Here is a 22,235-nt window from a genome sequence, read left to right on the forward strand (position 1 = left end):
GCTCGCCTCGTCGAGAGGTCCAGCCAGGCAGGCCGCCGCTCAGACGGTGGACGACGCGGTGGCCTCCTCCGCGCGGGCCGCGGCCTCGACCGCAGCCGCCACGACGGTCGTGACCTCGGGGTTGAACACGCTCGGCACGATGTACGTCGGGTTGAGCTGGTCCTCGTGGATCGTCGACGCGAGCGCGCGGGCCGCCGCGAGCAGCATGGTGTCGGTGATCTTGTGCGACTGGGCGTCGAGCAGACCGCGGAACACCCCGGGGAACGCGAGCACGTTGTTGATCTGGTTCGCGAAGTCGCTGCGGCCGGTGCCGACGATCGCGGCGTGCTGCGCGGCCTCGACCGGGTCCACCTCGGGCGTGGGGTTGGCCATCGCGAAGACGATCGAGTCCGGCGCCATGGTCGCGATGTCGTCGCCCGTGAGGATGTCCGGGGCGGAGACGCCGATGAAGACGTCGGCCCCGACGAGCGCCGCGACGAGCGTGCCGCTCACGCGCCGCGGGTTGGTGCTGATCGCGGTCCACGCGAGCGCGGGCGACAGGCCCGGGCGGTCGGGGTGGACCACGCCGTCGACGTCGGCGACCACGACGTCGTGCGCGCCCGCCGCCAGGAGCAGCTTGAGGACCGCCGTCCCCGCGGCCCCCGCCCCGGACAGCACGATCCGCACCTCGGCCAGGTCCTTGCCCACGACCTTGAGCGCGTTCGTCAGCGCGGCGAGCGCGACGATCGCCGTACCGTGCTGGTCGTCGTGGAACACGGGGATGTCGAGCTCGGCGCGCAGCCGACGCTCGATCTCGAAGCAGCGCGGTGCCGAGATGTCCTCGAGGTTGATCCCGGCGAAGACGGGCGCGATGGCCTTGACCGTGCGCACGATCTCGTCGGTGTCCTGCGTGTCGAGCGCGATGGGGAACGCGTCGATGTCCGCGAACCGCTTGAACAGCGCGGCCTTTCCCTCCATGACGGGCAGGGACGCGAGCGGACCGATGTCCCCGAGACCCAGCACCGCCGACCCGTCCGTGACGACCGCGATCGTGTTGCGCTTGATCGTCAGGCGGCGCGCGTCCTCGGGGTGGGCCGCGATGGCCTCGCAGACCCGCGCGACGCCCGGCGTGTAGATCATCGACAGGTCGTCGCGGTTGCGGATGGGGACCTTGGACTCGATCTGGAGCTTGCCGCCCAGGTGCAGCAGGAACGTGCGGTCCGAGACCCGGTCCACCGTCACGCCGTGCAGGGCGCGCAGCGCCGCGACGATCTCCTCGGCGTGCGACTCGCCGCGCGTCGCGACCGTGACGTCGACCGTGATGCGCTCGTGGCCCGACGCGGTGACGTCGAGCGCCGAGACGATCCCGCCGGTCTGCTCGATCGCGGTCGTGAGCTCGCTGACCGCGGTGGGCCTGGCCTCGACCTGGAGGCGGACGGTGATGGACGAGGACACGCTCGGCGCTGAGGTCATGGAGCCAGCGTATTCGGCGCGAGGGACCGTCCGCTGCACGCGGGCGGGCGGGGCGGTCGCCCGGGCCCCGGGCCGATGCACACGTGCCCGGACACGGGAACGGCGCCCCCGGGGGGACGCCGTGCCCGCCAGCGGGGCGAGGGTTAGCAGGCGTGCTGCGAGGGTAGTGCTGCAACGGGTCAAGCCCGGTCAGCCAGTCCTATGCGTGGACTTCTCGCGCGTGGGTTCCGCCCGCCCCTGGTGCTGTTGTCCCTCTGTGATACGCCTGTCCCAGGTGCGGCGCAAGGGGTGGGGAGCCGAACGCGCGAACCTCCACGGGGTGTTCGATCCCGACCCGGGAGGACCCGGACAACGAGGACTCGGTTCGAACGCCGACGCCCTCGGACCAGGGGCGCCGTGCTACGCGGCGGTGCCCTCCTGCGACCCACCGCCCGTGCGCCGGCGCACGGCCCGCCACACGAGCCACGCGACGACCGCGACCGTCACGGCCCCCCCGACCACGGCCGCGGTCCGGGGAGGGGAGAGCTGCGTGCGCAGCGTGACCGGGCGCGTGAACGTCAGCGTGCCCCAGCCGCTCTCGCCCGCCAGCCGCCGCAACGTCCGGTCGGGGTTGACCGCGAAGCCGTGGCCCACCTCGGCGAGCATCGGGGCGTCCGTGATCGAGTCCGAGTAGGCGTAGGACGCGTCGAGGTCGTAGCCGTGGGTCTCGGCGAGCTCGCGGATCGCGATCGCCTTGTTCTCGCCGTACGCGTAGAAGTCGATCGCGCCCGTGTACCGTCCGTCGACGATCTCCATGCGGGTCGCGACGTAGTGGTCGGCGCCCAGGACCGCGGCGATGGGCTCGACGACCTCGGACCCCGACGCCGACACGATCACGACGTCGTGCCCCCGGTCGTGGTGGCTCACGATGAGGTCGACCGCCTCGGCGTAGACGACCGGGTCGATGTACTCGTGCAACGTCTCCTCGACGATCTGCGACACGGTCCGCACGTCCCAGCCCGTCACGAGCGCGCTCAGGTGCGCGCGCATGCGCTCGGTCTGGTCCGCGTCCGCGCCGCCCACCATGTAGAGGAAGTGCGCGTACGCGCTGCGCAGCACGTCGCCACGGCTGATGAGGCCGCCCGCGTAGAAGGGCTTGGAGAAGGCCGCGGTCGACGACGTCGCGATGATCGTCTTGTCCAGGTCGAAGAACGCGGCGACCTTCCGCGGGCGCCCGTCGCGGGCTCCGGTCGTGGGGCGAGGGCCGGTCTGCGGTGAGTCCTGGGAATGGGTCACCCGGCGAGCCTAGCCGCTGCGGGCGGACAGCGGGGCGGTATGTCCTGGTTCCAGGGAGGTCCCGCGCGAGCGGATGTCGAGATCACGCGCGCGCGGTACGTTCACCGGGGGACAGCGCCGCGGCACCGGGGTCGCGGACCTTCGTCGCCGTGGCCCGCCCGCTGGAGGCACGCATGATCACGCTCGCCGAGCTCCGCGCCGTCGCGATGTTCGAGCCCCTGCCGCCCGAGCCTCTCGAGTTCCTCGTGGGCGCCGTCGAGGACATCCGCCTCCTGCCGGGGGAGTACTTCGCGCACGAGGGCGACGAGCGCGCGTTCTTCGTCGTGATCGAGGGTCGGGCCGAGATCACCAAGATGGTGGCCGGCACCGAACGCGTGATCGGGGTGCGCACGCCCGGCACGTTCTTCGGCGAGGTCCCCATGACGTTGAGCACTGCGTTCCCGGCGAGCGGTCGCGCGACCGAGGTGTCGCGCGTCATCAAGCTCGAGGCCCCCGTGTTCTACACGCTCGCGGCCATGGCCCCTTCCGTGCCGGACCACGTCGCGAGCCTCGCCCGCTCGTACCTCGACGCGCTCCAGGCGCACGCGTCGGAGAAGCCCGTCGCGCAGGCGTGCGTGATCGGCCCACGGTTCGACGCGAGGGTCCGGGACCTCGCCACGTTCCTGACGCGCAACCACGTCCCGTTCGACCGGGTCGTGGTCGAGCCGGAGGACGAGCCCGACGGCGCGGCTGACGTCGTGCACCCCGTGCTCGAGCTCCGCGACGGGTCCCGGCTCGCCGACCCCGCGATGCGGGACGTCGCCCGCGCGGTGGGGCTCGCGGTGGAACCGGCGCACGACGAGTACGACGTCGTCGTCCTGGGGGCCGGTCCCGCGGGGCTGACCGCGGCGGTCAACGCGGCCGCGGAGGGGCTGCGCACGCTCGTCGTCGAGAGCCTCGCGCCGGGCGGCCAGGCCGGGACCTCGACCCGCATCGAGAACTACACGGGCTTCCCGTACGGCATCTCGGGGGACGACCTCGCGAGCCGCGCCCTCACGCAGGCCCAGCGCCTGGGGGCGGAGATCGTCGTGACGCGCACGGTCGGCGCGATCGACCCGGGCGCGCACCGGGTCGTGCTCGACGGCGGCGACACGGTGCGAGCTCCCGTCGTGATCGTCGCGACGGGTGTCGAGTGGCGCTCGCTCGCGCTGCCCGCGGTCGACCGCTTCCTCGGCAACGGCCTGTACTACGGGGCCGCGCGCAGCGACGCCGCGCTCGCGCAGGGGCAGGACGTCTGCATCGTCGGCGCGGGCAACTCCGCGGGGCAGGCCGCGATCTTCTTCTCGCGGCACGCCCGGTCGGTCACGATGCTGGTGCGCGGGCCGTCCCTCGGGGCGAGCATGTCGCGATACCTGATCGACCAGATCGGTGCGAACCCCGGGATCCGCGTCGAGACGCGCCATCAGATCTCCGACCTGCACGGCGACGGGGCGCTCGAGTCCCTCGACGTGCTCGACACCTCGACGGGGGCCACGACCCGGCGTGCGCTGCCCGTCGTGTTCGTCATGATCGGCGCGGACGCGGTGACGGGCTGGCTCGCGCCCGAGATCGCGCGGGACGCGCACGGGTTCGTCCTCACGGGCGGGGACGCGGCGGCCACGCCAGGGTGGACGGCCGACCGGCGGCCGTTCGCGCTCGAGACGAGCGTGCCGGGCGTCTTCGCGATCGGCGACGTGCGCTCGGGCTCGGTCAAGCGGGTCGCGGCGGGGGTCGGCGAGGGCGGGATGGTCATCGCGTACGCGCACCAGTACCTCGCGCTCGCTCCCTGAGGCCGGACCGCCCTCGGCCGTCGTCCACAGGCGCGGTGCGGCACCGGTTCTCCACAGGCCCGACGGCGAGGCCCCCGCGCGCTCGCATCTCGCCCCATGATGGACCCGGCCCGGACCCGGGCCGGAGACGGGGGGACGTCCATGGGCAGGGCAGTGGCAGCCGTCGTGGGTGCGATCGGCGCACGCGGCGGAGCAGGGACGAGCACGGTCGCGGCCGTGCTCGCGGACGGGTTGAGGCGGGCCGGACGCCGTACGGTGCTCGTCGACCTCGAGACCCGAGGCGGCGGGATCGACGTGCTGCTAGGCGTCGACCACCGGGACGGACCACGCTGGTCCGACCTGCGCGACGCGCGCGGCGCCGTCGACGGGCGCGCGCTCGCCGGGCTCCTGCCCGCCTGGCGGCACGTGCCGGTCCTCAGCGCGCACCGCAGCGACCCCGTGACCCTCGACGACGGCGTGGTCGTGGACGTCTGCTCGGCCCTCGCCGACGCGTGCGACGTCCTGGTCCTCGACCTGCCGCGCTCGGTGCTGGAGAGCACGGGCGAGCGTGCCGGCTCCGGTGGCACGGAGCACGTCGCGCTCGTGGGGGCCTGCGACACGCTCCTCCTCGTGACCCCGCTCGACCTGCCCTCGGTCGCCGGGGCCGTCGCGACCGCCGCGCTCGCGACCCGGCACGGCGCCGGCGGAGCCCTGCGACTCGTAGCGCGGCGACCCGCACCAGGTCGCCTCGACCCGTGGGACGTGAGCGACGTCGTCGGGCTGCCGCTCGCCGGGGTCGTCGCCTGGGACCGTGGGCACGCCGCGCGCGTCGAGCGCGGGCAAGGGCCGGACGTCCGTCCCCGGCGCCCCCTCGGGCGCGCCGGGACCGAGCTGGCCGTCGCGGTCGGTGGCGCCGGGGCCGCCTCGCGGGGCGCAGCATGAGCGGCGACGCGCTCGACGACGCGCTGCTCGCCGAGGTGCGCGGGCAGCTCGTCGGCGGCGCCCCGGCAGACGACGCCCAGCTCCACGCCGCCCTGCGCGGCTCGGGCCGGGTGCTCGGCAGCGACGCGCTCGCGGACCTGACCCGGCGCGCCCGCGCCGAGCTCTACGGTGCGGGCCCGCTCCAACCGCTGCTCGACGACCCCGAGGTGACCGACGTCCTGGTCAACTCTCCCGCGGAGGTGTGGGTCGACCGAGGCGTCGGGCTCGAACGGGTCCCCCTGCACCTGGGGAGCCCCGCGCAGGTGCGGGCGCTCGCCGTCCGGCTGGCCGCGGCGGGCGGGCAGCGGCTCGACGACGCGAGCCCGCTCGTCGACGCCAGGCTGCCCGACGGCACGCGCCTGCACGCCGCGATCGCCCCCGTGTGCGAGTCCGGCGCCGTCATCTCGCTGCGCGTGCTCCGGTCCCGGGCCTTCACGCTCGACGAGCTCGTCGAGACGGGAGCCCTGCACGGGTGCTGGGCGCCCGTGCTGCGTCGCCTCGTCGCCGAACGCGCCAACATGCTCGTCTCGGGCGGCACCGGGACGGGCAAGACGACCCTGCTCGCCGCGCTCCTGTCCCTCGTCCCCGGGCACGAGCGCGTCGTGTGCGTCGAGGAGGCCCGCGAGCTCGTGCCCGACCACCCGCACGTCGTGCCCCTCACGGCGCGGCGCGCCAACGTCGAGGGGGCCGGGGCCGTCGACCTCGCGGACCTCGTCCGCAACGCGCTGCGCATGCGGCCCGACCGGATCGTCCTGGGCGAGTGCCGCGGTGCGGAGGTCCGCGAGGTGCTCATGGCGCTCAACACGGGCCACGACGGCGGCCTCGCCACCATCCACGCCAACGCGGCGGCCGTGGTCCCCGCCCGCCTGGAGGCGCTCGCCGCGCTCGCGGGCATGCCGCGCGAGGCCGTCGCTGCCCAGGCCGCCGGGGCCCTCGACGTGGTCCTCCACCTGCGGCGGTCCGGACGCGTGCGGTACCTCGCCGAGATCGGGGTCGTGCGGCGCGACGCCCGCGGAGAGCTCGTGGTCGACCCCGTCGCGACGTGGGACCGGGGGCAGGACCCGGTCTACGGCGCCGGGTGGGACGCGTTCGTGGACCGGTGGGGCGGGGCGTGATCCTCGGCCTGCTCGTCGCGTGCGTGGTGTGGGGTGCGGTCGCGCCGTCCGGGCGCCCGGCGAGGGAGCTCGCCGGGCGGCGTCCGGCTCGCAGGTCCCCAGGAGTCCGGCTGCTCGCGTGGCGGCGCACGGGCACGGGGTCCTCGGTGCGGCTGGTCGTCGCGCACGTCGCCTCGCTGCTGCGCGCCGGTGCTGCGCCGGGCACCGCCTGGGTCTCGGCCGCCGGGGTGCGCGTCGACCAGCAGGGGGTGCCCGACCGCGGCGACCTGCTCGCCGTGGTGAGTGCTCGCGGGTCGCTCGAGGCCGAGGGGCAGGTCGCGGCGGTCGTCGCGGCGAGCCGCCTGGCCGCCGACGTCGGCGCGCCGCTCGGCGAGGTCCTGGAGTCGATCGCGCGGGCGCTCGCGGCCGAGTCCGAGGCCCGGGCCGACCGTGAGGCGTCCCTCGCGGGGCCCGCCGCGACGGCGCGCGTGCTGCTGTGGCTGCCGCTCGTCGGGGTGCTGCTCGGCGTCGCGCTGGGGGTGGACCCGGTCGCGACGGCGCTCGGCGGGGGAGCGGGGTCGGCCGGGCTGCTCGCCGGTGCGGTGCTCCTGCTGGTCGGTCGCCGCTGGTCGGGGCGGCTCGTGGCACGAGCCCGCGCGGTGGGGGCGCCGCCGTGAGCGACTGGTCCACGGGTGTCGACTGGTCCGTGGTCGTCGTCGTCGCGTGCGGGGCTCTCGTCGCGACGAGCCCGTGGTGGGTCGCGCGGGCCGGGGTGCGTGCCCGGCTCGCCGGGCTCACGCGAGGCGTGCGTGTCGCGAGCGGGGCGGGGGCGGTCGGACCGGTGGAGATCGGTGTCCTGCTCGAGCTGCTCGGGGCCGCGGTCCGCGCGGGGACGAGCGTCCCGCGTGCGCTCGAGGCCGTGGGGCAGGCGATCGGAGGGCCCGACGGCGCCGCGCTCCACCGCGCAGGGGCTGCGGTCGTGCTCGGGGCCGGGTGGGTCGAGGCGTGGGCCGGTGCGCCGCCCCGGTTGGCCGTGGTGCAGTCGGCGCTGGGTCTCGCGTGGGAGCAGGGCGCCGCGCCCGGGGAGGCGCTGCGCGCGGCGGGCGAGCAGCTCCGCAGCGACCAGCAGGCGGCCGCGCGCCAGGCCGCGGCGCGGCTCGCGGTGCACCTCGTGCTGCCGCTCGGCGTGTGCTTCCTGCCGGCCTTCGTCCTCATCGGTCTGCTGCCCGTCCTGCTGTCGCTGGGCGGCGGGGTGCTGGGGGACTGAGCCGCTGGGCGGCCGTGCCGAAGGAGCTCACCGCCGCGCGGCAGCGCGCACCTCGACCAGCCGCCGCGTCAGGTGCTCTCGCTCGGCCGCGTTCCCGCAGCGACGCACGGCCTCCTCGAACGACGCCGCGGCCTCCGTCGGCCGGTCGGCGCGCGACAGCAGCTCGGCACGCGTCGCGGGCAGCCGATGGTTCGTCCGCAGGATCTCGTCGATCCCTTCGAACTCGTCGATCAGGGCCAGGGCGGCGAGCGGCCCCCGGGCCTCGGCGACCGCGACCGACCTCGCGAGGCGCACCATCGCCGAGCCCGTGGCCGCCTCCAGGTCCGCGTACAGGTCGGCGATCGCGCCCCAGTCGGTGTCGGTGGCGCGTCCCGCGACGGCGTGTGCGGCGGCGATCGACGCCTGGAGGCGGTACTCGTCCGCGAGGCCCGTGACGTCGTCGGGCACGGACGCGAGCAGCGCGAGGCCCGCCGCGATCTCCTCACCGTGCCACCGCGACCTGTCCTGGTCCGCGAGCAGCACGAGCGACCCGTCCGCCGCCGTCCGCGCGTCCCGGCGCGAGTGCTGGAGCACCATGAGCGCCAGCAGCGCGCGCACGACCGGGCGCCCCGGCACCAGCTCGTCGAGCAGGCGCCCCAGGCGGATCGCCTCGCCCGCGAGCTCGACCCGCAGGACGTCCGACCCCGTGCCCGGCGCATAGCCCGCGGTGAAGATCAGGTACAGGACCGAGGCGACGTCGTCGAGCCGTCCGCCCAGCCGCTCGGGCGGCGGGACCTCGAACGGGATGCCTGCCGCGACCAAGCGCTTCTTCGCACGCGTCAGGCGAGCAGCCATGGTCGAGTCCTGGACCAGGAAGAGGCGCGCGATGTCCGCGACCGGCAGACCTGCGACGAACCGCAGCGTCAGCGCCGTGCGCGCCTCGACCGACAGCGCCGGGTGGCAGCACGAGAAGACGAGCCGGAGCCGTTCGTCGGGCAGGTGCGCGCCGTCGTCGGGCGGGCCGGGCACCGCGTCCGAGGCGTCCGCCGCCGACCGTGCCTCCACGATCATGAGCGGGACCTTCTGGACGGCGACCGCCTCCGCGCGCAGGCGGTCGAGGACCCGCCGCCCGGCCGCGGTGCGCAGCCAGGCGGCGGGGGAGTCGGGCACGCCGTCCTCGGGCCAGGTACGGGCCGCAGCGGCGAACGCGTCCGCGAGCGCGTCCTCCGCGAGGTCCGGGCGGCGGTAGCGCGCGACGAGCATCGCGAGCAACCGCGCCCAGTGCTCCCGCCAGGCGGCCGAGAGCGCGTCGTCCGCCTCGGTCACCCGTGGCCTCCGGGGCGCCAGGTCATAGGTCGTCCACGTCCACGACCGGACGGAGCTCGACCGTGTACTGCGGCAGGAGGGCGACGGCCTCGATCGCGGTGTCGATGCTCGGCAGGTCCGCGAGATAGAACCCGCCGAGCTGCTCGGTGAGTTCGGCGTACGGTCCCTCGGTCACGACGACGTCGCCGTCGCGGCGCCGGACCGTGGTCGCCGCCGAGACCGTGCTCAACGCCTCGGCGGCCTCCAACCTCCCGCGCTCGCGCAGGAACGCCGCGAACTCGTCGTGCTGCACCATGTACCGCGACCGCTCGTCGGCGGAGGCCGCGGCCCAGACCTGCTCGTCCTCGTACAGCAGGAACATGACCTTCACGGGTCAGGCCCCCGCGCCGGCGGTCGACGCGACGGCAGCCTCGGGGTCGGTCGCGTCGCCGGTCCCGCCGTGGTCGACCGTGGGGCGGATCTCGTACGTGCAGCCGTCGCCCGCGAACACCTCGTCGATGATCGTCGCGAGCCCGGGCAGGTCGTCGCTCACGACCAGGTAGAGGCCGCCGATCTGCTCGGCGAGCTCGGTGAACGGGCCCTCGGTCGTCCCGACGCCCGGGCGGACCAGGGTCGCCGTCCCGGCGGCTTCGAGCTCTACGCCGCCCGTGATGCGGTGCCCCTCGGCGACGACGCGGCGCGTGAACTCGTCGTGCTGGGCCATGATCTCCGCGGCCAGGTCCGGACGCATGGCAGGCGTGCCGTCCTCCGGGGCGTGGATGAGGATCGCGTACTCGGTGCTCATGATTCCTCCAGATGAGTGGGTGGTGGGTCCTTCATCACGATGACGCGTGACCACCGACGGAATCGACAGCCGCTGCCGACCAGTTTCACGGGAAGAGGTGGCGGACGCGAGGAGAACCGGCCACGGGCTGACCGGTACCGGTGCGCATCATGGCGACATGAACCCACCGATGCGTCCCAGTGCCCCCGACTTCCCCGAGCCCACCCTGGTAGCCGTCAACGGCGTGGAGCTCGAAGTCTTCGAAGCAGGCAGGCACAACGCGGGGCGGCCCGTCGTGCTGTGCCACGGCTGGCCAGGTCACGCCATCTCCTGGCGCCACCAGATGTCCGCCCTGGCGGCAGCGGGCTACCACGTCATCGTCCCGAACCAGCGCGGCTATGGCGGCTCCTCGCGGCCGACCGACGTGACGGAGTACGACATCGAGCACCTGTCGGGCGACCTCGTCGGGCTCCTCGACCACTACGGCTACGAGGACGCCACGTTCGTCGGCCACGACTGGGGGGCCTTCGTCGTCTGGGGACTGACCCTGCTGCACCCCGAGCGCGTCAGCAGGGTGATCAACCTGAGCCTGCCCTACCAGGAGCGCGGCGAGAGGCCCTGGATCGAGGGCATGGAGGCGGCGCTGGGCGCCGACTTCTACTTCGTCCACTTCAACCGCCGCCCAGGCGTCGCGGACGCCGTGTTCGACGAGAACCCCCACCAGTTCCTGCGCAACCTGTACCGGAAGAACGAGCCCCCCGCCGAGCCCCGGCCGGGCATGGCGCTCATCGATCTCGCCAGAGCGACGACGCCGCTCGGTGACCCCGTCCTGAGCGACGGTGAGCTGGCCGTCCTCGTCTCCGCCTTCGAGTCGACCGGGTTCACGGGCAGCATCAACTGGTACCGGAACCTCGACCGCAACTGGCACCTGCTGGCGGACGCGGACCCGGTCGTCAAGCAGCCCGCCCTCATGATCTACGGCGCACGGGACATGGTCGCGCGGTCGGAGCGGCTCGCGGAGTTCGTGCCCGGCGTGGACGTGGTCGACCTGGACTGCGGTCACTGGATCCAGCAGGAGCTGCCGGAGGAGACGAACCGAGTGATCCTCGCCTGGCTGGAACAGCAGGACGCCACCTGACGGTTCGTGGCCCGCCGGACGGGGCCGTGCACAGGTCGCCCACGGCGACCTCGCTCCACAGCGATGTCCCTCGGCCCCGCGCACCGGGGCTCCGGCCCGCCACAGTGGGCGGCACGGCGCGCGACGGGCGGGCCACGGACCAGGAGGAGACACCCATGAAGGCTGTGCACGGAGCGAGAGCGGGATGGGCGGGGCTGCTCGCCCGGGTCCGCGGCGAAGACCCGGAAGCCGGTCTCGCGACCGCCGAGTACGCGGTGGCGACCATCGCGGCGGTCGGGTTCGCCGGGCTGCTCATCGCGATCCTCAAGAGCGGCGAGGTGCGCGAGATGCTGCTCGGCATCATCCAGCGCGCCCTGTTGATCGGATGAGCGAGACGGCCACCAGCGCGCGGTGGCGGCCCGGGCGCAGGTTCCGCGACCGTGAGCGCGGCACCGTGACCGCCGAGCTCGCGCTCGCGCTGCCCGCGGTCGTCCTCGTGCTGGTGGCCGTCCTCACGCTCGCTGCGGCGGCGAACGCACAGCTCCAGGCCGCCGACGCCGCGCGCGCCGCGGCCCGGGCCGTCGCGATCGGAGAGGACGACGCGGCGGTGCGTGCCGTCGTCGGGCGGGTGGCCGGGCCCGACGCCACGGTGACCGTCACGCGCGGCGACCCGTGGGTCGAGGTGCGCGTCTCCCACCCCGTGGTCGGCGGCTGGTTGTCGCGCTCGCCGCTCCAGGCACGCGGGGCGGCGGTCGCGTGGAGCGAGCCGTGAGCCCCCGTGACCACGGCTCCGGAACCGTGCTGGCGCTCGGCCTCATCGCGGTCGCCCTGGTGCTGGGGCTCGCCCTCGCGGCGCTCGCCTCGGCCCAGGGGGCCCGTGGGCGGGCGCAGGCAGCGGCCGACCTCGCAGCGCTCGCCGCGGCGACCGCCCTCCAGCGAGGGTGGGACGCCTGCCCGACGGCGCGGGAGACCGCGGAGCGCAACGGCGCCGTGGTCGTGGCCTGCGACGAGCAGGGGGCCGGTGTCGTCCGGGTCGACGTCACGCGCGAGGCGACGGGGTGGGCCGGGGTGCTGGGCACCGCGCGGGCCGCAGCCCGCGCGGGACCGGCGTCGGCGCGGTGAGGGGGCGAGCCGTCAGTCGGACGGCGCGAACGCGAGCACCGCGTCGAGCAGACGGACCGCCGCGGCCTTGTCGAGCGGGTTGTTGAAGTTGCCGCACTTGGGTGACTGCACGCACGCGGGGCAGCCGTCCGCGCACGGGCAGCGCGAGATCGCTGCCCGCGTCGCGCGGAGCCACGTCGCGCCCAGGTGGAACCCCCGCTCGGCGAAGCCCGCACCGCCGGGGTACGCGTCATACACGAAGACCGTCGCCTGCTCGGTGTCGACGTGCATCGCGGTCGAGACCCCGCCCAGGTCCCAGCGGTCGCACGTCGCGAGCAGCGGCAGGAGCCCGATCGACGCGTGCTCGGCCGCGTGCAGCGCTCCCGGCGCGGTGTCGGCGTCGATTCCGGCGGCCTCGAGGACCTCGGCCGGGACGGTCCACCACACGGCGGTCGTCGGGAGCGTGTGCTCGGGCAGGTCGAGCGGCTCGGTGCCCAGGATCTGCAGGTCCGGCAGGCGTCGGCGCTGGAAGCTCACGACCTGGCTCGTGACCTCGACCGGCCCGAACCCCCAACCGATCGGCCCCCACCAGCGCTGGATCGCTGGGTGCGTGGCGTCGTTGGGGACCGTCACCGGGACCGCGCCCGGCTCCTCGTCACGGACGCCGTGGATCGCGATCTCCGTGACGGAGCGCGACCACGTCCCGAAGTCGACGTCCCGGCGTGCGACGAGCGCGACGCCGTCGCGCAGGTCGAGCGACTCCACGACGTAGCTCACTCCTTGGTGGACGTAGACCGCGCCGTCGTGGACCGAGCCGTCGGCCGACGCCGCGTCGACCGTGCCGAGCAGGCGTCCTGTGCCCGCCTCCACGACGCGCACGGGCGAACCGCCCGAGCCGCGCAGGTCCGTCATCGCGGCCGCGGACTGGGCGTGCGTCCAGTACCACCCGGAGGCCCGACGGCGCAGCGCACCCCGCGCGACCAGCACGCCCAGGAGCTCGGTCACCGCGGCGGGGTCGCCGAACTGCGGCAGGTCGGACTGCCGGAGCGGGACCTCGGCGGCCGCAGCGCACAGGTGCGGCGCGAGGACGTACGGGTTGGCGGGGTCGAAGACCGTGGCCTCCAGGGGGGCCGCGAAGATCGCCTCGGGGTGGTGCACGAGGTAGGTGTCGAGCGGGTCCTCGCGTGCGACGAACGCGACCAGGCCGTCGGCGCCCGCCCGCCCCGCCCGCCCGGCCTGCTGCCAGACCGACATGCGGGTGCCCGGCCAGCCCGCGATGAGCACCGCGTCGAGACCCGAGATGTCGACCCCGAGCTCGAGCGCGTTGGTCGTCGCGAGGGCCCGGATCGCGCCGCTGCGCAGCGCCTGCTCGAGCTCCCGGCGCTCCTCGGGGAGGTAGCCGCCGCGGTAGGCCGCGACCCGGCGCGCGAGCTGGGGCGAGACGACGCGCAGGTGGTCCTGGGTCTGGGTCGCGACGGCCTCGGCGCCGCGGCGCGAGCGCGTGAACGCGAGGGTCCGCGCGCCTGCCGCCGTGAGGTCGGCGAGGAGGTCCGCGGCCTCGGCCGTCGCGGACCGGCGCGGGCGCTCGGGGGAGTCGCCCGGGGTCGCGGGCTCGTCGGGGTCGCTCGTCAGGCCCAGCTCGTCGTGGGCCGTGGGGTCGATCAGGAGGGACTCCGCGAGGGCCGCATCTGCCGCCGGGTCGTTCGCTGCCGCGGCGCGGGCCTGCGCGGCCTCGTAGCCCAGGACCTCGGGCGGCTGCCACAGCGCGAACGTCTTGCGCCCGGCGGGGCTCGTGTCGGCGTCGACCGTGACGATCTGCTCGGGCGGGACCCCGATGAGACGGCCTGCGCTCACGGAAGGGTCGGCCGTGGTGGCCGACGCGACGACGAACGTGAGGCCCCTCCGTGGCGCAGCGCTGTCAGACGCAGCGTGACCTTGAGGGCTCCCTGGGTCTGACAGCCCACCGGGAGACGTCTGTGTCGCCGGCGCGTAGTGCGCCGCGAGCCGCGCGAGGCGCCGGAGCACCAGCGCGACGTGCGCCCCGAACACCCCCCGGTAGGAGTGCCCCTCGTCGACGACGACGTAGCGCAGGTTGCGCAGGAACCGCGCCCAGCGCCGGTGGTTGGGCATGAGCGCGAAGTGCAGGAAGTCGGGGTTGGTGAGCACGACGTCCGCGTACTCCTGCACCCACTTGCGCTCCTCGAACGACGTGTCGCCGTCGCACGTCGAGACCTTGACGTCGCCCGCGCGCGAGGCGTCGAGGAGGCGTTGGAGGCCGTTGACCTGGTCGGCCGCGAGGGCCTTGGTCGGGCTCAGGTAGAGGACCGTGCCGCGCGTGCGGGCACTCTCGATCCGGCCCGGGGCCAGGGTCTCGGCGGCGCGGTCGGCGCGCACCGCGGTGAGCGCGGGCAGCCAGAACGCCAGGGACTTTCCTGAGCCGGTCGACGTCGCGAGCGCGACGTGCCGCCCCGACCAGGCGGCCTCGGCGGCCTCGACCTGGTGTGCCCAGGGGCGCTCGACGCCCAGCGAGCGGTAGCCCGCGACGAGCGACGCGTCGGCCCAGCCTGGCCAGTCCGCCTGCTGGCCGGGGCGACCGGGCAGGTGCTCGACGTGCGTCAGCCGGTCGGTGCGGCGGCCGCCCGCGAGCAGGACGTCGAGGAGGGCGCCTGGTCGGTCGGAGAAGGGCTGGCCGCTGGGACTCGCACCCGGACGGCCGACGCCCGCCGTGTCGTCCGACGCGGCGTCCGGTTCCGGGGTTCGCGACGGGCTGGGCACGTCTCAGAGTCTCCCACCTGGTGCTTGCGGGCGCCGAACCGTCGAGCGGGCGCTACCCCTGCGGCCGGCGAGGTAGAACGTTCTGCGCGACGTAGTGCGCGAGGGGTTCTACCTCGCGCACTACGTCCTACCTCGGTGACCAGGTGACCAGGTGACCAGGTGACCTGGTGACGGACGCCTGCCGGTCTCAGCCCGCGAAGACCTGCCCGATCGCGCGCGACAGGTAGTACGGGTCCGCGACGGCCGTGAGCTCGCGCGCCGAGTGCATCGAGAGGATGGGCGCGCCGACGTCGACCGTCCGGATGCCGAGGCGGGTAGCGGTCAACGGCCCGATCGTGGACCCGCACGGCACGGTGTTCTCCGAGACGAACTCCTGGCTCGGCACCCCGGCGGCCGCGCAGGCCGCGGCCCAGGTCGCCGCACCGTGGGCGTCGGTCGCGTACCGCTGGTTGGCGTTGATCTTGAGGATCGGACCGCCGCCCGCCACGGGGCGGTTCGCCGGGTCGTGGCGCTCCGGGTAGTTGGGGTGGACCGAGTGCCCGACGTCGCTCGACACGCACAGGGACCCCGCGAGCGCGCGGTGCCGGTCCTCGTCGCTCGCCCCGAGCCCGCCGCTGATGCGCGACAGGACGTCCGCGAGGAACGGGCCGCTGGCCCCCGAGCGTGTCTCGCTGCCGATCTCCTCGTGGTCGAACGCCGCGAGGACCGCGATCGGCGTCTCGCCGCTCGGGGTCCCGGCCGCCGCCTCCAGCAGCGCGACGAGACCGGCGTGCACCGACAGCAGGTTGTCGAGCCGTCCCGAGGCGAGCAGCTCTTCGTGCGCGCCGAAGATCCGCGGCGCCTGCGTGTCGGCCACGACGAGGTCGTACCCCCCGACCTCCGCTGCCCGGACGCCCGCGTGCTCGGCGAGGAGCGCGAGCAGGTCGGCGTCGGGGGCACCGAGCGTGCCGAGGCCCCACACGGGCTGGGTGTGGCGCTGCTTGTCGAGCGTGAGGCCGTCGTTCGCGGCACGGTCGAGGTGGATCGCGAGCTGCGGGATGCGCAGCAGGGGTCCGGTCCGCACGAGGTGGCTGCGGCCGTCGAGCGTCACGAGCCGTCCTGCGAGCTCGAGCTCGCGGTCGAGCCACGAGTTGAGCAGCGGGCCGCCGTAGACCTCGACGCCTGCCTGCCACCAGCCTTCGCGGCCCGTGGTCGGCCGGGGCTTGAGCTTGAAGCCGGGTGAGTCGGTGTGCGCGCCGAGGATCGCGAAGGGCGTCGTGGGGCTCGCCCCGGCGGGCGTGACCCACGCGATGACGGCGCCGTCCCGCACGACGACGTAGCGCCCTCCGGCGGTCGTGCGCGGCCAGGCGTCGGCCTCGTCGAGCAGCGTGAAGCCTGCCTCGACGGCGCGGCGCGCGACCTCGTGGGCCGCGTGGAACGACGAGGGCGAGGCCTCGACGAATCGCGCGAGGTCCTCTGCGTGGGCTCGCCCCTGCGGGGACGGGCCCCGTGGGGTGGCGGCCACGAGGGTGGTGGGACGGGCGGGGGCGGGGGCTGCGTCGTCGGGCACGTGTCCATTATCCGCCCGTGCGCGGGGCCGGGTAGTAGCGTGAGTCCCGCCATGAGCCCGTCAGACGTCGTGTCCACCCTGCGCGCAGCGGGATGCGTGTTCGCCGAGGAGGAGGCGGACCTCCTCCGTGCGGCCGCGACGTCCCCGGCCGAGCTGGACGCCATGGTGGCGAGCCGGGTGGCGGGGCTGCCCCTCGAGCAGGTCGTCGGGTGGGCCGAGTTCTGCGGGCTGCGCATCCTGGTCGATCCCACGGTGTTCGTGCCGCGACGTCGCACGGCGCTCCTCGCGTCGCTCGCGAGCGGGCTCACGGGGGAGCGTGCGACGGTCGTCGACCTGTGCTGCGGTACGGGCGCGCTGGGTGCGGTGCTGGTCGCGGCGCACCCGGGCATCGACCTGCACGCCGCGGACGTCGACCCCGCCGCGGTGCGCTGCGCCCGCCGGAACCTCGATGGCCAGGTGCATGAGGGGGACTTGTACAACGCCCTGCCGGCCCGCCTGCGCGGGATCGTGGACGTCCTCGTCGTCAACGCGCCCTACGTCCCGACCGGCGCGATCGAGACCATGCCGCCCGAGGCGAGGATCCACGAGGCCCGCGTCGCGCTCGACGGCGGCCACGACGGCCTCGACGTGCACCGACGGGTCGCCGCCGAGGCCGCGGGCTGGCTGGCCCCCGGTGGCCACCTCCTGATCGAGACGAGCGAGCGGCAGGCGCCCGTCGCGGTCGGCCTCTTCGAACGCGAGGGCCTCGTCGCGCGCGTCGAGACCGACGACGAGCTCGGGGCGACGGTCGTGATCGGCGAGAAGCCGTAGCACCCGGAGCGGGGCCGTCCCTCGCAGGACCGCCCCGTAGGATCGGGGGAATGCAGTGCCCCCACTTCGACGCCCACGAGTGCCGTTCGTGCACCCTCATGGGCCAGGGCTACGCCGCGCAGCTCGCCGACAAGCAGCGGCACGCGGGCGAGCTCCTCGCGGCACACACCGACCTGCGGTGGGAGCGACCGGTCGCGAGCCGCGAGTCGGGCTTCCGCAACAAGGCCAAGATGGTCGTGGGCGGCACGGTCGAGCGCCCGACGCTCGGCATCCTCGACGCTGGCGGACGCGGCGTCGACCTCCAGGACTGCGGCCTCTACCCGGCCGACCTCCAGGCCGTCTTCCCCGTCCTCGCGCACTTCGTCACCCGGGCACGCCTCACGCCCTACGACGTGACGACACGGCGCGGCGAGCTCAAGAACGTGCTGGTCACGCAGTCCCCGGACGGCGAGCTCATGGTGCGTTTCGTGCTGCGCTCGCAGGAGCCGGTCTCGCGCCTGCGCAAGCACCTGCCGGCCCTGCTCGACGCGCTGCCGCGGGCCCGCGTGGTGTCGGTCAACATCCTGCCCGAGCACAAGGCCGCGCTCGAGGGCGAGCAGGAGATCCTGCTGACCGAGGCCGACACGCTGACCATGCGCGTCAACGGCATCGAGATGCACCTGCGCCAGCAGAGCTTCTTCCAGACCAACACCGAGGTCGCCGCGGCCCTGTATCGCCAGGGCCGCGAATGGGTCGACGAGGCCGCGCCGGGCAGCGTCTGGGACCTGTACTGCGGTGTGGGCGGCTTCGCGCTCCACTGCGCGACGCCGGGTCGAGAGGTGGTCGGGATCGAGTCGAGCCGCGAGGCGATCGTGAGCGCCGAGCGCAGCGCGGCCCAGGCGGGGCTCGACGACGTGACCTTCCGGGCCGGGGACGCCACGGCGTTCGCCCTGGCGGCCCAGCGCGTCCCCGACCTCGTGATCGTGAACCCGCCGCGGCGCGGGATCGGCGCCGACCTCGCGGGCTGGCTCGAGTCCTCGACCGTGCAGCAGGTCGTCTACTCGAGCTGCAACGCGGTGTCGCTGGCCCGCGACCTCGCGGCCATGCCGTCGCTGCGGCCCGTGCGGGGCCGCGTCCTGGACATGTTCCCGCAGACCACGCACTACGAGGTCATGGTCCTGCTCGAGCGCACCCTCAGCGGTCCAGCGCGGTGAGTCGTTCGGCCGCGGACCGGGCCGCGGCGGCGAGCACGGTCCGCAGGCCGGCGAGGTCGACGGGCGTCCCGTCGCCCGTCTCGTCCGGCACGCCGGGGAGCAGGTCGGCGGCGGCCAGGGGCTCGGGGACGTCGGGCGGTGGGGGCAGCTCTCCGACGACCCGCGGGCCCGACGGCGCTTGCCCCGTCCTCGTGCTGCTCGCCGGGGTGTCGGCCGGGTCGGGTGGTGCGTCGACCCGTATGGCCTCCTGCTCGGCCGCGTGGCCCGGCGACGAGAGGTCGCGCAGCGCGTCGAGGATCTGCTCGCGGGTCCGCCCGCGCAGCAGGAAGAGCACGAACGGGTCGGCGTCGAGCAGCCAGCCCGCCTGGTAGCTGAGCGCCGCCGCGTGCAGGCAGGGCAGGTCCCAGGTGGGGCAGTCGCACTCGGGTTCGAGGTCGCCGATCCCGGGGAGCAGCGAGACGTCGGCGTCGACGGCGGCGGCGACGACGTCGCGGGGCATCTCGCCCGCGAGCAGCGCCGCGAGCCGACCCGAGCGGGACGCGAGGGCGTGCAGGAACCGGTCCCACTCGTCGTCGGTCAACGGTTCGAGCGAGACGACCGTGTGGTACATCTCGCCGTCGTCATCTTGTACGCGAGCCTGGACGGCTCCCGGGCCGACCGTGATCGGACCCACGCGACCCGTCCGCGCGTAGGCCCGACCCTTCTTGAGCGGCCCCGCGTCGAGGGCGAACTCCTCCATCGCCCGGACCCAGGCGCGCGCCCACCAGGACTGGCCCCGACGGACTGCACCCTTGGCCGCAGTACCCGTCGGAGGGAACGCGGGGAAGCCCACGGCGCTCACGGGCGCCTCCTCTCGTCGCTCCGCAGCGACACCAGCTCGGCGAGCGCCGCGGTGCTGAGCTCCGAGATCGCTCCCTCGACACCCCCGGCGCCCAGCACGGCGTCGGCGAGCTCCCTCTTGGACTCGATCATGCGGGCGATGTGCTCCTCGATGGTTCCCTCGCTGGTCAGGCGGTGCATCTGGACGGGTCGCGTCTGCCCGATCCGGTAGGCACGGTCGGTCGCCTGCTCCTCGACGGCGGGGTTCCACCAGCGGTCGAAGTGGATGACGTGGTCGGCCCGGGTGAGGTTGAGACCGGTCCCGGCGGCCTTGAGCGAGAGCAGGAACACGGGCGGCATCTCCTCGGTCGCCTGGAAGCGCGCGACCATCTGCTCGCGCTGCGCCACGGGTGTCCCGCCGTGCAGCAGCATGGTCGGCACGCCGCGCCGGCCGAGGTACGTCTCGAGCAGCCGGGCCATCGCGACGTACTGCGTGAACACGAGGACCGCGCCCTCCTCGGCCCGGATCGTCGTGACGAGCTCGATGAACGCGTCGAGCTTGCCCGACCTCCCCGACAACCGGGGATCCTTCTCGTGCAGGTACTGCGCCGGATGGTTGCAGATCTGCTTGAGGTGCGTGAGCAGGCCGCCGATCATGGCGCGGCGCCCCATGCCCTCGGCCCGGTCGATCTCCTCGAGGGCCGACCGGACCGCGCCCTCGTAGAGCCCGACCTGCTCGGCCGTGAGCGGCACCACCTGGTCGGTCACGGTCTTGGGCGGCAGCTCGGGCGCGATCCCCGGGTCGGACTTGCGCCGCCGCAGCAGGAACGGCCGCACCAGGCGCGAGAGGCGTTCGGCGAGGACCGGGTCGCGGGTCCTCTCGATCGGGTCTGCCCAACGTCGCCGGAACTGCCCGCGCGTGCCCAGGAGCCCCGGGTTGAGCCAGTCCATGACGGCCCACAGCTCGGTGAGGTTGTTCTCCACCGGGGTCCCGGACAGCGCGACGCGCGCCTCGGCGGGGATCGTGCGCAGTGCCTTCGCGGTGCCGGACCCGGGGTTCTTGACGTGCTGCGCCTCGTCCGCGACGAGGAGCCCCCACCGGTGCGCACCCAGCACGGGCGTGGTGCGGGAGGCGTCGGACAGGACGGTCCCGTAGGTCGTCAGCACGAACCCGTCGTCGACCCCACGCAGGTCGCGCGACGCCCCGTGGAATCGGCGCACCGCGACGCCGGGCGCGAACCGGCGGATCTCCTGCTCCCAGTTGCCCAGGAGGGAGGCCGGGCACACGACCAGGGTGGGTCCCGTGCCCGCGCCGCCCACCTGCGGCGGTGCGGCGTCGTCGGGCCGGGCGCGGTGCAGGTGCAGCGCGATGAGCGTGATCGTCTTGCCGAGGCCCATGTCGTCGGCGAGGCACGCGCCGAGCCCCAGACCGGTCAGCCGCGCGAGCCAGCGCAGGCCGTCGAGCTGGTAGTCGCGCAGCGAGGCGTCCAGCCCGTCCGGCACGACGACGTCGCGCGCCGGGGCCGGGTCCTCGAGCTCGGCGCGGAGCCGGTCGAGCCACGGCGTCGGTGTCACGGCCAGGTCCTGCTCTCCCACGCGGGCCACGCCCGTGAGCGCTGCCGCGACGGCGTCGAGCGCTGAGACGGGCTGGGCCGCGCGCCGCGTCGCGGCGTGCGCCGCGGCCGGGTCGGCGAGGACCCACCGCCCCCGCAGGCGCACGACGGCGGAGCGCCCCTCGGCATGGACGCGCGCCAGGTGCTCGCGCTCGGCCGCAGTGAGGCGGACCCCGTCGAGCGTCAGCTCGTGCGTGAGCATCATGGGGCTCGACGCGACCCCTGACCGGTCCGTGACGGGCCCGGCACGCAGCAGGGCGGGGAGGGCGCCGGCCGCGTCGGGGGCCTCGGTCGGCGAGAAGACCGCGACGGACCGGACCTGGCCGGCGAGGCTCGCGGGCCACTCGACGCCGATCCCCGTCGCGGCGAGTGCCGCAGCGCCCCCGGCGAGGAGCTCGCGCACGTCGGCCGGGGCGAGGACGAGGTCGCCGGGGACGGGCTGGTCGAGCAGCCCGTCGAGCGGGGGCCAGGCATGGGCTCCCGCGCGCAGCCGGACCAGGACGTCGCCGAGCGCGTCGCGCGCGCCGGGGTCCGTGCGGGCGGCGGTCCACAGCTCGTCGGCCGTCCGTGCACCGTCACGACCGTGCGTGACGACGGTCGCGAGCCAGTCGCTCCTCGCGAGGTCGCCGTCGGCGGTGGGCCGGTCGCTCGACAGGGGGTCGAGCCGGAGGCTCACCGTGACCCGCGGGTCGAGCAGCGCGGCGACGTCACGGGCCCAGGCGGCGAGGCCGTCCTGCGCCTCGTCCTCCGCGGCAGGTCGGTCGTCAGGGGCGGCCTCGACCAGCTGCCCAGCCGGGCCCGGCGGCACGCCGACGGCCGTCGCAGCGCGTCGGACCCAGGTGCTCGCGACCACGTCCATGATCCGCCGCACGGTGTCGGCGCGCGTCGCCCGGTCGGAGCCTTCCCAGAGCACGAACCCGTCGACGTCATGGTCGGCGCGAGGGGCGATCTCGCCCACCAGCGCCCCTTCGGCTCCCTCGGGCATGGCATCCGCAAGGGCGTCCACGCGGTCGAGGGCGGCACCGTCGAGCGGGGCCACCCGCCACCCTGCGGAGCCTGCGGCGACCGCGGGCACGAGGCGACCGGCCGCGACGTGTCCCAGGGCCTCGGCGCACACTGCTCCCCAGAACACCTCGGCGGGGCTGCCGTCTCCCGCCGCCCAGGCGTCGAGCAGGGCGTCGACGCGTGGTGGGTGCCCGCCGCCCGAGGTCGAGCCGGTGGTCGGGTGTGGCGCTGGTCGCGGCACAGGACCTCTTTCCTGGTGCGTCGTACGGCAGTCTTCCGAGCGATCAACGTACGATGTACGCAGATCATTCCCGACAGGTCGGGCATCC

Annotated in this window: 20 protein-coding genes; 11 read left to right on the forward strand and 9 right to left on the reverse strand. The window is 74.9% G+C overall.

The features are described 5' to 3' along the window. Positions 1-39: 39 nt before the first annotated feature. Complete coding sequence (locus JOD48_RS03700) at positions 40-1,452, reverse strand: NAD-dependent malic enzyme (protein WP_204807447.1); 1,413 nt, start codon at positions 1,450-1,452, stop codon at positions 40-42. 399 nt (positions 1,453-1,851) lie between these two features. Beyond that, entirely contained in the window at positions 1,852-2,727 is an 876-nt protein-coding gene (locus tag JOD48_RS03705) for an HAD family hydrolase (RefSeq protein ID WP_204807449.1), read from the reverse strand. A 149-nt stretch (positions 2,728-2,876) separates the two neighbouring features. On the opposite strand from JOD48_RS03705, the gene JOD48_RS03710 reads away from it, so the two are divergent. From JOD48_RS03710 to JOD48_RS03730, 5 genes are all read left to right on the forward strand, one after another. Next, positions 2,877-4,535, forward strand: coding sequence for an FAD-dependent oxidoreductase (locus JOD48_RS03710; RefSeq protein ID WP_307823954.1), 1,659 nt, complete (start codon positions 2,877-2,879; stop codon positions 4,533-4,535). A 141-nt stretch (positions 4,536-4,676) separates the two neighbouring features. After that, positions 4,677-5,456: a septum site-determining protein Ssd gene (gene ssd / locus JOD48_RS03715; RefSeq protein WP_239527324.1), complete on the forward strand. Its 780-nt coding sequence runs from the start codon at positions 4,677-4,679 to the stop codon at positions 5,454-5,456. After that, a complete protein-coding gene (locus JOD48_RS03720) occupies positions 5,453-6,610 on the forward strand; it encodes a TadA family conjugal transfer-associated ATPase (RefSeq protein WP_204807451.1) in 1,158 nt (385 codons plus the stop codon). The genes ssd and JOD48_RS03720 overlap by 4 nt, the downstream gene beginning before the upstream one ends. Then, positions 6,607-7,266, forward strand: coding sequence for a hypothetical protein (locus JOD48_RS03725; RefSeq protein WP_307823955.1), 660 nt, complete (start codon positions 6,607-6,609; stop codon positions 7,264-7,266). Before JOD48_RS03720 ends, JOD48_RS03725 begins: the two co-directional genes overlap by 4 nt. Continuing rightward, positions 7,263-7,856 (forward strand): type II secretion system F family protein, encoded by a 594-nt coding sequence (locus JOD48_RS03730; protein WP_204807455.1) that lies wholly within the window; start codon positions 7,263-7,265, stop codon positions 7,854-7,856. The genes JOD48_RS03725 and JOD48_RS03730 overlap by 4 nt, the downstream gene beginning before the upstream one ends. Before the next feature lie 27 nt (positions 7,857-7,883). Here JOD48_RS03730 and JOD48_RS03735 read toward each other — a convergent pair whose 3' ends face one another. Genes JOD48_RS03735 through JOD48_RS03745 form a run of 3 tightly spaced genes read right to left on the reverse strand, consistent with a single transcriptional unit; the run spans position 7,884 to position 9,945 of the window. Then, positions 7,884-9,161 carry an RNA polymerase sigma factor gene (locus JOD48_RS03735; protein WP_204807458.1) on the reverse strand — a complete coding sequence of 426 codons (1,278 nt, stop codon included), beginning with the start codon at positions 9,159-9,161 and terminating at the stop codon, positions 7,884-7,886. Positions 9,162-9,183: 22 nt separating this feature from the next. Further along, entirely contained in the window at positions 9,184-9,522 is a 339-nt protein-coding gene (locus JOD48_RS03740; RefSeq protein WP_191792148.1) for a YciI family protein, read from the reverse strand. Positions 9,523-9,534: 12 nt separating this feature from the next. Beyond that, on the reverse strand, positions 9,535-9,945 hold the full coding sequence (locus JOD48_RS03745) for a YciI family protein (RefSeq protein ID WP_191792149.1): 411 nt from the start codon (positions 9,943-9,945) through the stop codon (positions 9,535-9,537). 157 nt (positions 9,946-10,102) lie between these two features. On the opposite strand from JOD48_RS03745, the gene JOD48_RS03750 reads away from it, so the two are divergent. From JOD48_RS03750 to JOD48_RS03765, 4 genes are all read left to right on the forward strand, one after another. Then, positions 10,103-11,062, forward strand: a complete 960-nt coding sequence (locus tag JOD48_RS03750; RefSeq protein ID WP_239527325.1) for an alpha/beta fold hydrolase — start codon at positions 10,103-10,105, stop codon at positions 11,060-11,062. 155 nt (positions 11,063-11,217) lie between these two features. Then, on the forward strand, positions 11,218-11,430 hold the full coding sequence (locus tag JOD48_RS03755) for a DUF4244 domain-containing protein (protein WP_204807461.1): 213 nt from the start codon (positions 11,218-11,220) through the stop codon (positions 11,428-11,430). Further along, positions 11,427-11,813: a TadE family type IV pilus minor pilin gene (locus JOD48_RS03760; RefSeq protein WP_204807465.1), complete on the forward strand. Its 387-nt coding sequence runs from the start codon at positions 11,427-11,429 to the stop codon at positions 11,811-11,813. Before JOD48_RS03755 ends, JOD48_RS03760 begins: the two co-directional genes overlap by 4 nt. After that, positions 11,810-12,163, forward strand: a complete 354-nt coding sequence (locus tag JOD48_RS03765) for an Rv3654c family TadE-like protein (RefSeq protein ID WP_307823956.1) — start codon at positions 11,810-11,812, stop codon at positions 12,161-12,163. The genes JOD48_RS03760 and JOD48_RS03765 overlap by 4 nt, the downstream gene beginning before the upstream one ends. Before the next feature lie 12 nt (positions 12,164-12,175). Here the strand turns inward: JOD48_RS03765 and sftH are convergent, their stop codons facing one another. Together sftH and JOD48_RS03775 are read right to left on the reverse strand one after the other, a co-directional pair. Next, a complete protein-coding gene (sftH, locus tag JOD48_RS03770; protein ID WP_239527594.1) occupies positions 12,176-14,791 on the reverse strand; it encodes a DEAD/DEAH box helicase in 2,616 nt (871 codons plus the stop codon). A gap of 313 nt (positions 14,792-15,104) precedes the next feature. Further along, positions 15,105-16,421 carry a M18 family aminopeptidase gene (locus tag JOD48_RS03775; RefSeq protein WP_204810334.1) on the reverse strand — a complete coding sequence of 439 codons (1,317 nt, stop codon included), beginning with the start codon at positions 16,419-16,421 and terminating at the stop codon, positions 15,105-15,107. A 96-nt stretch (positions 16,422-16,517) separates the two neighbouring features. Here JOD48_RS03775 and JOD48_RS03780 point away from each other — a divergent pair, with 96 nt between their 5' ends. After that, entirely contained in the window at positions 16,518-17,276 is a 759-nt protein-coding gene (locus tag JOD48_RS03780; RefSeq protein WP_204807472.1) for a putative protein N(5)-glutamine methyltransferase, read from the forward strand. Between the two features lie 50 nt (positions 17,277-17,326). Next, the gene (rlmC, locus tag JOD48_RS03785) at positions 17,327-18,469 is read left to right on the forward strand and encodes a 23S rRNA (uracil(747)-C(5))-methyltransferase RlmC (protein WP_204807474.1); all 1,143 of its coding nucleotides are present in this window, start codon (positions 17,327-17,329) and stop codon (positions 18,467-18,469) included. Here rlmC and JOD48_RS03790 read toward each other — a convergent pair. Then, complete coding sequence (locus JOD48_RS03790; RefSeq protein ID WP_204807477.1) at positions 18,450-19,310, reverse strand: SWIM zinc finger family protein; 861 nt, start codon at positions 19,308-19,310, stop codon at positions 18,450-18,452. The two genes, rlmC and JOD48_RS03790, sit on opposite strands and share 20 nt — an antisense overlap. Further along, complete coding sequence (locus JOD48_RS03795; protein ID WP_204807480.1) at positions 19,307-22,147, reverse strand: DEAD/DEAH box helicase; 2,841 nt, start codon at positions 22,145-22,147, stop codon at positions 19,307-19,309. Before JOD48_RS03795 ends, JOD48_RS03790 begins: the two co-directional genes overlap by 4 nt. Positions 22,148-22,235: the final 88 nt, after the last annotated feature.

It is taken from the genome of Oerskovia paurometabola (assembly GCF_016907365.1).
Classification (GTDB): domain Bacteria; phylum Actinomycetota; class Actinomycetes; order Actinomycetales; family Cellulomonadaceae; genus Oerskovia; species Oerskovia paurometabola.